The organism is Bradyrhizobium sp. DN3, from assembly GCF_041357655.1.
Taxonomy (GTDB): domain Bacteria; phylum Pseudomonadota; class Alphaproteobacteria; order Rhizobiales; family Xanthobacteraceae; genus Bradyrhizobium.
Window position 1 is genome coordinate 219130 of the sequence record NZ_JAULLN010000010.1, and the last position, 12887, is coordinate 232016.

Here is a 12887-nt window from a genome sequence, read left to right on the forward strand (position 1 = left end):
GCCCTCCTGATGTGATGTTTCGAGAACGATTGGGAGCGGGCAGCGGTAGCAGGTTCAGAACGCTTCCGCCGGCAATTCCATGATGGTGGCGCAGCCGGCCTGGATGCGCGCGAGATTGGCGGCGGTCTCCGGCAGCATCCGCTCCATGAAGAAGCGGCCGGTGACGAGCTTGGTCGAGAGATAGGGCGTCGCCCCGCTCTCGGCAATCTTCGCCTGCGTCACCTTGGCCATCTTCGCCCACATGTAGCCGAGCGCGACGAAGCCGAAGAGATGCAGGTAATCGGTTGCGGCAGCGCCCGCATTGTCCGGCTTCGCCATCGCGTTCTGCATCAGCCAGGTGGTGGCCTGCTGGAGATGGCCGAGCGAGGTCGAGAGCGGGGTGATGAAGGGTTTGAGCGCCTCGTCGCCGCCGTTCTCCTTTGCGAAGGCCATGACCTCGCCGAAGAAGGCCATGATGGCGCGGCCGCCGTCGCGCGGCAGCTTGCGGCCGACCAGGTCGAGCGCCTGGATGCCGTTGGCGCCTTCATAGATCATCGCAATACGCGCATCGCGCACGAACTGCTCCATGCCCTGCTCGGCGATGTAGCCGTGGCCGCCATACATCTGCTGCGCCTGCACCGCATTGGCAAAGCCGTAATCGGTGAGGAAGCCCTTCAGCACCGGGGTCATCAGACCCATGTGATCGTCGGCGGCCTGGCGGTCCTTCGGGTCTTCCGAGCGGTGAGCGACATCGCTCTTCAGCGCGGTCCAGATCACGAAGGCGCGCGCGGCCTCGTTGAAGGCGCGGATCGAGAGCAGCGTGCGGCGCACGTCGGGATGCACGATGATCGGGTCGGCTTGCTTGTCCGGCGCCTTGGCGCCGGTGAGTGCGCGACCCTGGATGCGCTCGCGGGCATAGGCGACCGCGTTCTGATAGGCGACCTCGGACTGCGCGAGGCCCTGCACGGCGACGCCGAGCCGAGCCTCGTTCATCATCACGAACATTCCCTGCATGCCCTTGTTCTCTTCGCCGATCAGCCAGCCGGTGGCGTTGTCGTAGTTCATCACGCAGGTGGAATTGCCGTGGATGCCCATCTTGTGCTCGATCGAGCCGCAGACCACGCCATTGCGCTGCCCGACCGAACCATCGGCATTCACCAGGAATTTCGGCACCACGAACAGCGAGACGCCCTTGATGCCGGCGGGCGCGCCCTCGATGCGGGCAAGCACAAGGTGGATGATGTTGGAGGCGAGGTCATGCTCGCCGGCGGAGATGAAGATCTTGGTGCCCGTGATCTTGAAGCTGCCGTCGGCCTGGCGCACTGCCTTGGTGCGCAGCATGCCGAGATCGGTACCGCAATGCGGCTCGGTCAGGTTCATGGTGCCGGTCCATTCGCCGGCGACCATCTTCGGCACGTAGGTCTGCTTCTGTTCGGGCGTGCCGTGCACCAGCAATGCCGCGGTCGCGCCCATGGTGAGGCCGCCATACATCGAGAACGCCATGTTGGCGGAGATCTGGAATTCGTTGACTGCCTGGCTCAGCGTCACCGGCAAGCCCTGGCCGCCATATTCCGTCGGCGCCGACAGACCGAGCCAGCCGCCCTCGACGACCTGCTTGAAGGCGTCCTTAAAACCCTTCGGCGTGGTGACGCTGCCGTCCTCAGTGCGCTTGCAGCCTTCGAGATCGCCGACGCGATTGAGCGGCTGCAGAACCTCTTCGGCGAGCTTGGCGGCCTCGCCGAGGATCGCCTCGCGCACGTCGCTCGACGCGTCCGAGAAGCCCGGCAGATTGTCGTAGCGATCGATCTGGAAGACGTCGTTGAGCAGGAAATTCACGTCTTCGACGGGGGCTTTATAGATCGGCATGGCGTTCTCCCGGCATGGGGCTTGAAGTGGCGATGTTGACGTGATTCCTGCGGCGCAGCCTTGCCCGCGAGCTTAGCGGGTTCCGCAACCTCAGGGCAGTGTCATGATTGGGCGGCAAGCTGCTCCGCCATCAGGCGATGCAGCATGTTGATGGCCTTGAGCGGACGCACCATCACCTTGAAATGGGTGATGCGTCCTTCGCTGTCGAAGCTGATGATGTCGACACCGTTGATCTCGATGCCGTCGATGATGGTCTTGAATTCGAGCACGGCGCCATTGTCGCTGCGCCATTCGCCGACATAGGTGAAGCCGGGACCGCCAAGCACCTTCTCGGCGCTGGAGAGGTATTTGAAGGTGATGTCGCGCCCGCGCTGCGGCCAATGCACGACAGGGCTTTCGAACACGGCATCCGGGTGCAGAAGGTCCCAGAGCGCGGCGCGGTCGTGAGACTTCATGTAGGCGTACCAGGAATCGAGGCCGGTCATTCTCAGGTGCCTCCCTAGGGCAAGGGCATAAATGCGAAAACAACCCCATGCACAGTAGCGAGAAGGTTGATTCCGCTGGATTTTCAGTCGGGGTCTTGGGCCCCGTCTGCAAGCTGCCTCATATGCACATTGACGCATATGCGCCAATGCGCATAAAGTCAAGCAGGTTGTCAGACCTAAGAAGGGAGGCCGCTCATGGCGCTCGGCGACGCAATCCTCGCATGCCTGACGGAACGTCCGATGACGGGCTACGAGCTCGCCAAGACGTTCGATTCTTCGATCGGCTTCTTCTGGAAGGCCGACCACCAGCAGATCTACCGCGAGCTCTCCAAGCTGCGTGACCGCGGCCACATCCAGGGCCGCGAGGTCGTGCAGACAGGCAAGCCGAACAAGCTGGTTTATACGCTCACCCCCGAGGGCAGAACAGCGCTGCGGCACTGGGCCGCGCGACCCAGCACGCCGGCTTCGACCAAGGACGATCTGTTGGTCCGCCTCCATGCGCTCGACAGCATCGACATCGAGCCGCTGCGCACCGATCTGATGGCCCGCCTGGAGCACCACCGCGACCGCCACGCCAATTACGAGCGCATCCTGAAGAAGCGCTTTCCGGACGGAACGGCGGAGGGCCGGCTCGATCTCGGCAACCTGCTCCTGCTCCGCTTAGGGGCCCGGCACGAGCAGATGGTGGCCGATTTCTGCGAGGAGGCGCTGGAGGCGCTGTCGGCGATGAGCGGCAAGGCCACGGTGGTGCCGCTGGAGGACGGCAAACGCGAGAAGGGCTGAGGGCTGGCGAGCCTCGAACTCTCACCACCGTCTCCGCTGTCATCGCCCGCGAAAGCGGGCGATCCAGTATTCCAGAGGCGGCGCGGCTGGAATCGAGAAGCCGCGGTGTACTGGATGCCCCGCGTTCGCGGAGCATGACACCGGTTGTTTGGCGACCGGACGGGCGCCACAACCAACACCCCCGCCCAACTTTAAGACACCCGCGCCGGCGTTCCTTAACTCGTTATTTACCGTAACAGGAAAAAGTCGGTTTTCGAGGCAGACGACCTGCGCCAAATTCGGTTGTGTTTACAACCGGGCACGCGTGGGGAGGCTGGAGGCGCCGGGTGGGGCGCCGGAGTCGGAACCGGACAGAGTCATGAATTCGCGCGTATCGTGGAGTGTTGACGGCATCGATCCCTCCGTCCGGGAGCGGGCCGAGGCTGCTGCGCGCAGAGCCGGCATGTCACTCAACGATTGGCTGAACTCCACGCTCGGCGAGACAGCGCCACCGAACTTTCGCACGCCATACGACCAGCGTCCGCACCACATCCCGCAAGGACCGAGCCAGGAAAGCCGCGAAGTCGCCGACATCCACCAGCGGCTCGACGCGATCACCCAGCAGATCGAACGGATTTCAAAGCCCGCCCAGCGCCAGGATACTTCGCGGCAGGACATGTCGCGCGAGCAGGGCGTCGCGCGCCAGCTCAACGATGCGATCTCGCGGCTCGATGCGCGGCTGTCGCAGATCTCGAAGCCGCAGCAGCCTCAGGCCCAGCCGGCACCGTCACCGGTCGAGACGCGCCAGCGCCAGGCCGATGCAGTCGAGCGCGCGGCAGCCCAGGTCTATCGCAATTCGCCGCCCTTAAGCCCCGCGTCCTTCGACGTCGCGGTCGCCGAGATCACGGCGCGACAGAGCGAGCTCGACGGCTTTACGCCCAGGCAGATGCCGCCTCGCGCCGCGCCGTCGATTGCGCCGATGGCGGCGCCACCAGCCCCCGCCTACGCGCCGCCGCCCTCGCAGCCGGGGCCGGATTTCTCGTCGCTCGAGCGCCATCTGCTCAAGATCACGAGCCAGATCGAGTCGCTCCAGCGGCCTGACAATACCGAGCAGGCGATCACCGCCTTCCGCAGCGAGCTTGCCGAGATCCGCCACGCCATCACCGAGGCGATGCCGCGGCGCGCGATCGAATCGATCGAGAACGAGATCCGCTCGCTGCACCGTCGCATCGACGAGACCCGCTCCAACGGCACCGACGGCCAGGTTCTCTCCGGCATCGAGCGCGCGCTGTCCGACATCAAGCAGGTGCTGCGCACGCTGACCCCGGCCGAGCAGCTCACCGGCTATGACGAGGCGATCCGCAATCTCGGCGCCAAGCTCGATCTGATCCTGCGCGCCAATGACGATCCCTCGACGGTGCGCCAGCTCGAAGACGCGATCTCGGCGCTGCGCAGCATCGTCTCCAACGTCGCCTCCAACGAAGCGCTGGCGCGTCTGTCCGAAGACGTGCAGCTGCTGTCGTCCAAGGTCGACCAGATCACCCGCGCCTCCGGCCCCAGTGACAGCTTTGCGGTGCTGGAGCAGCGCATCGCGGCGCTCACCGCCGCGCTCGAGACGCGCGAGCGGCCGCAGCCGGCCGAGAGCACCGAGCATCTGGAAGCTGCGATCCGCGCGCTGTCGGACCGCTTCGACCGCATGCAGGTCGGCAACGACTCGGCCTCGACCTTCGCCCATCTCGAGCAGCGCGTCTCGTATCTGCTGGAGCGGATCGAGACCGCCTCCGATCCGCGCAGCGGCAATCTAAGCCGCGTCGAGGACGGGCTGCACGACATCCTCAGGCACCTGGAACGGCAGCAGGCGACCTATTCGGCGCTGGCCGAGAGCCGCAATTCGGCGCCGCCTGCCGATTCCGGCATGGTCGATCTCGTCAAGCGCGAGCTCTCCGACATCCGCTTCAGCCAGGCCGAGACCAACCGGCATACGCAGGATTCGCTCGAAGCCGTTCACAACACGCTCGGCCATGTCGTCGACCGCCTCTCCATGATCGAGGGCGATCTGCGCGCGGTGCGCACCGCCCCGCCCGCCCCTGCGCCGCGGATGCCCATGGCTGCCCCGATGGAGCCCGCTCCGATGGAGCCCGCGCCGATGGCGCGCGAGCCGCGGCCGCCGCAGCAACAGCAGCCGAAATACGATCCGAAGCCGGAGCTTCCGAATCCGGCCGCCGCGCAAGCCGCCTTCGTCGCCGCGCCGCGCGAATTCCATGCCGCTGCCCCTGCCGGGCCACCGCCGGTGCCGGCGACACCGCAAGTCACATCATCCTTGCCGCCGCGCGCGATCAGCGAAATCCTGGAGCCGCACACCGCGCCTGCGCGGGCTGCGCTGGCGCCGGAATTGCCGCCGGATCATCCGCTCGAGCCGGGTACACGGCCGGGTGGACGCGTCGCCACGCCATCGGAGCGCATCGCCGCCTCCGAGAGCGCGATCAGTGGAATTCCCGCTGCTCCGAAGGAGCCGGTGTCGTCGTCGAGCTTCATCGCCGCCGCGCGCCGCGCCGCCCAGGCCGCCGCCGCGCAGCCGGAAAAGACCGGCCGCGCCGCCAAGGCCGGGGCTGATCGCTCCAAGGACAAGGGCAAGGACGGCGGTTCGACCATCACCGCGAAGATCCGCTCGCTGCTGGTCGGCGCGAGCGTGGTCGTGATCGTGCTCGGCACCTTCAAGATGGCGATGAACCTGCTCGAAGGCGGCAGCGTGCCGCCAGCGCCGCAGGCCATGGAGAATACGTCGAGCCAGCCCACCCCGCTGGCTCCGCCGCCCCCGGTCGAGACCAAGCCCGCAACGCCCGAGCAGGTCACGCCGTCGATGACCTCGCCGACGCCGATCGGACGGCAATCCCAGAACAATGCCGCGCCAGCGCCGACCGCCAATCCGGGCAGCTCGGCCTCGGTCGAAATCCCGCCCGCGCCTACCGTGGCCCCGCCGCCGCCTGCCTCCAGCGACGTCACCGGCGCGCTGTCGGGCACGAGCCGCGTCAAGCTCGGCCTCATCCAGGTGCCGCCGAGCGAGAAGCTGCCTGACGGCATCGGCGGCCCGGGCCTGCGCACCGCCGCGATGAAGGGTGATGCGACCGCGGCCTACGAGATCGGCGTGCGCTTTGCCGAGGGCAAGGGCGTCGCTACCAATTACGATGAAGCGGCCAAATGGTACGACCGTGCGGCGCAGGCCGGCGTCGTGCCCGCGACCTTCCGCCTCGGCACGCTCTATGAGAAGGGCCTCGGCGTGAAGAAGGACGCCGACATCGCCCGCCGCTACTACACGCAGGCTGCCGAGCGCGGCAACGCCAAGGCGATGCACAATCTCGCGGTGCTCGACGCCGATGGCGGCGGACGCGGCGCCAATTACAAGAGCGCAGCGCAGTGGTTCCGCAAAGCCGCCGACCGCGGCGTCGCCGACAGCCAGTTCAACCTCGGCATCCTCTATGCCCGCGGCATCGGCGTCGAGCAGAACCTCGCCGAATCCTACAAATGGTTCAGCTTGGCCGCAGCCCAGGGCGATGCGGATGCGGCCGGCAAGCGCGACGACGTTGCCAAGCGGCTCGACCCGCAATCGCTCGCCGCCGCCAAGCTCGCGATCCAGACCTTCAGCGCCGAGCCGCAGCCCGACGATGCCGTCAACGTTGCGACGCCCGCCGGCGGCTGGGACAGTGCGCCGCAGGCGAGCGCCAAACCCGCGCCGAAGCCGGTCGCAACCAAGCGCTCGGCCTCAGCGGCGCATTGAGAGCGGTCGCTCAGCCGTTTCTGACGACAAATCTCTCCAGGTCGTCCTGGCGAAAGCCAGGACCCATTACCACAAGCAGTCGTTGTTGAAGCAGGCTGTGGCCACAGCTTGCCACGATAACAACCCGTCGGGGTAATGGGTCCTGGCTTTCGCCAGGACGACGTTTGAGAGCTAGGCGCCGCGATCACCCACGCCGCACCCGCACCCCTTCACCACGCCCAAAATTCCCGGTCCCGCTCGCCAGCGAATTCCGCTATTGAGGGGCGCGGCAATCGTTCCGACCTTCCCGCGAGCATTCCGCGTTAGTCGATCCGTCCCGCCCGGCGCGTGGTTCAATGCAGCTCTACCTTCCGATCGCCGATCTTCCGGTCAACGTCTTCCTGGTGCTCGCCATGGGCGCCGCGGTCGGCTTCGTGTCCGGCATGTTCGGGATCGGCGGCGGCTTCCTGATGACGCCGCTGTTGATCTTCATCGGCATCACGCCGGCGGTCGCAGTTGCCTCCGTCACGAGCCACATCGCGGCCTCGTCCTTTTCCGGCGCACTGTCCTATTGGCGGCGGCGCGCGATCGATCCGGCGCTGGCGAGCGTCCTGCTCTGCGGCGGCGTGACCGGCACGGCGCTGGGCGTGTGGACCTTCACCCAGCTCCGCGCGCTCGGCCAGCTCGACCTGATGATCGCGCTCTCTTACGTCGTGCTGCTCTCCACCGTCGGCAGCCTAATGTTCTCCGAAGGCCTGCGCGCCCTGATGCGGACGCGGCGCGGCGCGGTGCCGCCGCGCCGCACGCATAACTGGATCCACGGCCTGCCGCTGAAGATGCGGTTCAAGCGCTCCAAGATCTACCTGTCGGTGATTCCCGTGGTGGTCGTCGGCATCGTGATCGGCTTCATCGGCGCCATCATGGGCATCGGCGGCGGCTTCATCCTGGTGCCGATCATGATCTATCTGTTGCGGGTGCCGACCTCGACGGTGATCGGGACCTCCATGGTCCTCACCCTGGTCACGATGCTGTTTGCGACCATGCTGCACGCAGTGACCAATCACCTCGTCGACGCCGTGCTGGCGCTGATCCTGATGGTCGGCGGCGTCACCGGCGCGCAGTTCGGCGCCCGCGCCGGCCAGAAGATCCGCGGCGAGCAGCTGCGGCTGCTGCTGGGCCTGTTGATCCTCTCGGTCGGGGTCCGCTTCGCGATCGAGCTGGTGATCCGGCCCGAGGACCTCTTCACCATCCGTGAGCTGGGAGTGAGCACCTGATGCGCGCGCTTCTCGCCCTCCTTCTCGTCCTGCTGCTCGGCTCGGCCGCGCGCGCCGAGCGACTGATCGTGTCGGTCTCCAACCACCGCGTCACCGTGACGCCGAACTATTCCGGCGAGGAGCTGGTGCTGTTCGGCTCGGTCGAAAAGGATGCGACGACGCCGGCCGACCGCACGGCTTACGATCTCGTGGTCACCGTGATGGGCCCGCGCGCCGACATGGTGACACGGCGGAAAGAACGCACCTTCGGCATCTGGATCAACACCGATTACCGGCAATTCCTGCAGGTGCCGAGCTATCTGGCGCTGTTCGCCAACCGTCCCTTCGACGCCATCACCTCGCCCGAGATCGCGCGGCGGCAGCAGATCGGGCTCAACAACGTGCGGCTGACCCAACGGGTCAGCGGCGATTATGCCGATGTGGTGCCGAACGATGCGTTCCGCTCCGCCTTCGTCCGCCTGCGCACCCAGCGCGGCCTTTATCGCGAGGATGCGAGCGCGGTGACGTTCCTGACGCCGACGCTGTTCCGCACCGGCATTCCACTGCCGGCGGAGGTGCCGATCGGCACCTATGAGGTGGAGATCAAGCTGTTTGCGAACGGCGCGTTCATCGGCAAGACCGAGACCGCCTTCGAGATCGTCAAGGTCGGCTTCGAGCAGTTCGTCGCCACCACCGCGCGGCAGAACGGGCTGATCTACGGCCTCGCCACCGCGGCGATGGCGCTGATGACGGGATGGATGGCATCGATCGTGTTCCGGAAGGATTGAGCCACACACTCCGTCATTGCCAAGGCGCCCGACGATCTCTCCGAGTCGTCCTGGCGAAAGCCAGGACCCATTACCACCGGCAGTCGTGATTGCGGGGACTCGGGGTTACCGCGACGCGCCAAACTGCTCCCTGGGGTAATGGGTCCTGGCTTTCGCCAGGACGACGGTGGGAGGCTACGGCGCCTCGATCACCGTCGGCACGCCTGGCTCCAGCAGGCGTAGCCGCGTCCCGAAGCCGAGCATGTCGAAGGTCTTGCGCAGATCCTCGCTGTTCTGGCGGAAATGCGCCCAGCCTTCGGTGTGCACCGGCACGATCATCGCATCGGGAAAGGCACGCGCAGTCTCGATGGTATCGTTGGTGTCCATGGTGAGATGAAACGGCCCGCGCGTTTGCGCCGCGCCCGCGAAGGGCAGCACCACCCCGCATTTGAAGCGGCGCGCGACTTCGGCGACGCCGTCGAACCAGGTGGTGTCGCCGCTGATATAGACTGGACGCGTGTCCTTCCGGCTCGACGGCACCACGAAACCGATGACATCACCCGACAGCGGCTCGATGCCGGCCGGGCCGTGGCGCGCGGGCGTTGCGGTGATGGTCAGCGCGTTGCCGTCGCCGTCCCTCAGATGCGCGGCGCTCCAGGGCGCAAGGCCCTCGACATGGCCGCCGAGGCGCTTTGCGCCCGCCTCGGTCGTCAGCACGCGCTTGACCTTGAAGAGGTATTCGCGGCCGGAATTGTCGAGATTGTCGGAGTGCTGGTCGTGGCTGAGCAGCACCGCATCGACCGGGCCGATCGCGTCAGGCCTCACCGCAGGTCCGATCGTCTTCTCCAGCTTCACATGCGGCAGTTGATAGGCACCGGGCGCATCGAAGGTCGGGTCGGTGAGCAGGCGAAAGCCGTCGATCTCGATCAGCGCCGTGGGGCCGCCGATCAGGGTGATGGAAACGGGCATGATGAACTCCTGTTACGACACGGGCTTTGCCGGCCGTGTCACCAGATAAATGCCGAGCGCGACTGGAATGATCCCGAGCAAATCGCGGGCCTCGACGTGTTCGCCGAGCACGACGAAGGCGAACAGCATGCCGAGCGGCGGCATCAGGAAATGATAGCTGCTTGCCGCCGTCGCCCCGCACACTTTCAGGAGATGAAACCAGAGCAGGTAGGCGAGGATCGAACCGCCGAGCACGAGGAAGGCAAAGGCGCCGACCAGGCTCGGGGTGAGCACGATCGCGTGAACGTCGGCGAAGGTGAGCGCGATCGGCGCCAGCACGATACCGGCGGCGAGATTCTGGATGCCGTTGCCGATCCACAACGAACCCTTCGGCGCGAGCAGCTTGAACAGGATGGTGCCGGCAACGATCGAGGCCAGCGAAGCCAGCGTGAACAGGATGCCGTGCAGGCTGTCGGTACCCACCGACAGACGGTGCCAGACGATGAAGGTGACTCCGATGACGCCGAGCAGCAGGCCCGCCGCCTTGCGCCAGGTCATGCCTTCGCCGAGCAGCAGCGCGGCGAGCGCAGCCGTGAACACCGGATTGGCCGACACGATCAGCCCGCCGAGGCCGGCGGAGACCGATTGCAGGCCGGTATAGCCGAGCCCGAGATAGAGCGCGTTGTTGGCGATGCCGAGCACGGCGAAGATCGCGGCGTCGCGCCAGGACAGCGACCAGCCATCGCCGCGAATCCAGGTCGCGCCCAGGATCAGAATGCCGGCGAGCGAGAAGCGCGCGGCGAGCAGGATCAACGGCGGGCAATAGGTGACGCCGATCTTGCCGGCGACGAAGGCGTAGCTCCAGAGCAGACAGAACAGGCCGATAGTGAGCGGCAGCGCATTGAAACGGCTACGGGGGACGGCGATCGATGGGGCGAGCGACATGAGGGCATTCTCCTGGAGCCCTCGATCTAGGAAGAACGGCTTGTCATTTGGAAATTAAATGATTAACTTCTCTTCAGTGGATTTTCGAATGGAGGCGGCCATGCTCGATCTCGAGCTGCTGCGCAGCTTCGTCTCGGTGGTCGAGGCTGGCGGCTTCACCCGCGCCGGCGAGCGCGTCCACCGCACGCAATCGACCGTGAGCCAGCAGATCAAGCGGCTGGAGGAGGATGTCGGCCAGGTGCTGCTGCACCGCGACGGCAAGGACGTGCGCCCGACCGAAGCCGGCGAGCGGCTGCTGTTCTATGCGCGGCGGCTACTCTCGCTCGCCGAGGAGGCGCGCGACGTGCTGCGCCAGCCCGACGGCGAAGGCGCAATCCGGCTCGGTATTCCCGAGGATTTTGCCGCATACCGGCTGGCGAAACTGCTGGGTGCGTTCTCGCGCTCGCATCCGCGCCTGCGGCTCGACGTGCGCGCCGACCAGAGTAAGCATCTGGCCCGTGATCTCGAACGCGGCGAACTCGATCTTGCGCTCTACAAGCGCGAGGCCGGCGCGAAGGACGCCATCGCGGTGTGGCCCGAGCGGGTACACTGGGTCACCAGCAAGAGCCATCCGGTCGACGTCACCGTATCATCGGTGCCGCTGATCGGTTTTCCGCTCGGCTGCATCTATCGCGCCGGCGCCATCCACGCGCTGGAAAGCGCGGGCCGCGCCTGGCACACCGCCTACACCTCATCCAGTCTCGCCGGCATCCAGGCCGCGGTCGCCGCCGGCATGGGGCTGAGCATCCTGTCGGAGATGGCCATCCAGTCCGACCACCGCGTGCTGACCGCCAAGGACGGCTTTGCGCCGATCAACCGCACCGAAGTGGCGCTAATGGCCGCACCGGGCGCCAGCCCCGCGACGCTGCGGCTGGCCGATCGGCTCGCCGAGTTTTGCGATGATGTGCAGGCGAAGGCGGCGTAGCGAGCCTACTGTTATGTAGGTTCGACCAAAGCCTCTTTGGCCAGCACCCAACCCGAGAGGCCATACGAAGAACTTAGAACGAAGCCTTTGATGCCCCTTGCCGCGAGCACCTGCGCCGCAGCAGCCAAATCGGCCGCCCACGGCCCTGGGGCACCTGCCATACGATAAGACTCCGCGATCCTGGAACCATGGTCTGCGAACACCTGCTCAATGGAAACGGCCGCCAGTGAGGAGATGATGTTTCCGAATGCGTCGCCCTCGAATTGGTATCCCTCGACTCCATTGAGAACGATGGTGCGAGGTCGCCGTTCGCGCTTTGCAGCATCTCTGGGATCTCGCCTTGTGTGAAGTTTGATCTGGCGGCTCTCGCAGTTCACCTCATACGAAACGACGAAGTCATCATGAAGCGAGGGCAGCATGGTCACTTCCTCAATAGCACCGCGACGCGGCGATCGCGTGGACGCGGCGGTCGCCGAGCAGATGGGCGACAAAGCCGTTGGTCGGAAAGATTTTTGCGAAGGCTTCATCGCGGATGCTGAGGCCGCCGGCATAGGCGCCGAAGGCCGGCATCACGGCGCGCATCCCATCACTGGCGAAGCAGCGGCGCTCCATCGAGCGGCCGCGCGCGGAGACGCGGGCCTTGGGATGCAGATGGCCGGCGATCTCGCCGCTTGCGCCGGTCGGCTCGTGGCGGAAGTTGATCGGGCCGATCGCGACTTCATCGGCGACGGTGCCGCCGAGATCGCGCGGCAGCATCGGATCGTGATTGCCTGAGATCCAGATCCAGTCGCGGCCGGCCTGGAGTGCGGCGACGGCGTCGCGATCTTCCACCGACAAACGCTGATGCGCGGTGCGGTCGTGAAAACTGTCGCCGAGCGCGATGACGATGCGTGGATCATGGCGGGAGATGACAGCAGTGAGACGGCTCAGCGTCGCCAGCGTATCGTAGGGCGGCAGCAGCACGCCGCGGGTGGCGAAGCTGGACCCTTTTTCCAGATGCAGATCGGAGACGACGAGCAGGCGCTGCTCTTCCCAGAACAGCGCGCCGGAGAGATCGGCGTGAAACGACACGCCGGTGACATCGACGCTGCGCGTCGTCGTCACCGAAAATGCCACGTGCTCCGTCATGGCCGGGCCTGTCCCGGCCATCCACGTTCTTGCCGC

The 12887-nt window shown here is 66.1% G+C and carries 11 protein-coding genes; 5 read left to right on the plus strand and 6 right to left on the minus strand.

The genetic code is table 11. The features are described 5' to 3' along the window. Positions 1-54: 54 nt before the first annotated feature. Positions 55-1845, minus strand: a complete 1791-nt coding sequence (locus tag AAE027_RS17405; protein WP_091885189.1) for an acyl-CoA dehydrogenase C-terminal domain-containing protein — start codon at positions 1843-1845, stop codon at positions 55-57. Positions 1846-1946: 101 nt separating this feature from the next. Beyond that, a complete protein-coding gene (locus AAE027_RS17410; protein ID WP_370987802.1) occupies positions 1947-2330 on the minus strand; it encodes a nuclear transport factor 2 family protein in 384 nt (127 codons plus the stop codon). A gap of 195 nt (positions 2331-2525) precedes the next feature. On the opposite strand from AAE027_RS17410, the gene AAE027_RS17415 reads away from it, so the two are divergent. The 4 genes from AAE027_RS17415 (at position 2526) to AAE027_RS17430 (ending at position 8887) form a co-directional block, all read left to right on the plus strand. Then, on the plus strand, positions 2526-3113 hold the full coding sequence (locus AAE027_RS17415; protein WP_091885184.1) for a PadR family transcriptional regulator: 588 nt from the start codon (positions 2526-2528) through the stop codon (positions 3111-3113). A gap of 358 nt (positions 3114-3471) precedes the next feature. Next, a complete protein-coding gene (locus AAE027_RS17420) occupies positions 3472-6867 on the plus strand; it encodes a hypothetical protein (RefSeq protein WP_370987801.1) in 3396 nt (1131 codons plus the stop codon). 335 nt (positions 6868-7202) lie between these two features. Continuing rightward, on the plus strand, positions 7203-8120 hold the full coding sequence (locus AAE027_RS17425; RefSeq protein ID WP_370987800.1) for a sulfite exporter TauE/SafE family protein: 918 nt from the start codon (positions 7203-7205) through the stop codon (positions 8118-8120). Beyond that, positions 8120-8887: a TIGR02186 family protein gene (locus tag AAE027_RS17430; RefSeq protein ID WP_370987799.1), complete on the plus strand. Its 768-nt coding sequence runs from the start codon at positions 8120-8122 to the stop codon at positions 8885-8887. Before AAE027_RS17425 ends, AAE027_RS17430 begins: the two co-directional genes overlap by 1 nt. 174 nt (positions 8888-9061) lie before the next feature. On the opposite strand, the gene AAE027_RS17435 is transcribed toward AAE027_RS17430, so the two are convergent. Both AAE027_RS17435 and AAE027_RS17440 read right to left on the minus strand, forming a co-directional pair. Further along, positions 9062-9835 carry an MBL fold metallo-hydrolase gene (locus AAE027_RS17435; protein ID WP_370987798.1) on the minus strand — a complete coding sequence of 258 codons (774 nt, stop codon included), beginning with the start codon at positions 9833-9835 and terminating at the stop codon, positions 9062-9064. Between the two features lie 12 nt (positions 9836-9847). After that, entirely contained in the window at positions 9848-10759 is a 912-nt protein-coding gene (locus tag AAE027_RS17440; RefSeq protein WP_370987797.1) for a DMT family transporter, read from the minus strand. A 100-nt stretch (positions 10760-10859) separates the two neighbouring features. Here AAE027_RS17440 and AAE027_RS17445 point away from each other — a divergent pair, with 100 nt between their 5' ends. Beyond that, positions 10860-11723, plus strand: coding sequence for a LysR family transcriptional regulator (locus tag AAE027_RS17445; RefSeq protein WP_164939629.1), 864 nt, complete (start codon positions 10860-10862; stop codon positions 11721-11723). Positions 11724-11734: 11 nt separating this feature from the next. On the opposite strand, the gene AAE027_RS17450 is transcribed toward AAE027_RS17445, so the two are convergent. Then, the gene (locus AAE027_RS17450) at positions 11735-12142 is read right to left on the minus strand and encodes a hypothetical protein (protein ID WP_370987796.1); all 408 of its coding nucleotides are present in this window, start codon (positions 12140-12142) and stop codon (positions 11735-11737) included. Between the two features lie 10 nt (positions 12143-12152). Continuing rightward, positions 12153-12851 carry a ligase-associated DNA damage response endonuclease PdeM gene (gene pdeM, locus AAE027_RS17455; RefSeq protein ID WP_370987795.1) on the minus strand — a complete coding sequence of 233 codons (699 nt, stop codon included), beginning with the start codon at positions 12849-12851 and terminating at the stop codon, positions 12153-12155. Positions 12852-12887 lie beyond the last annotated feature (36 nt).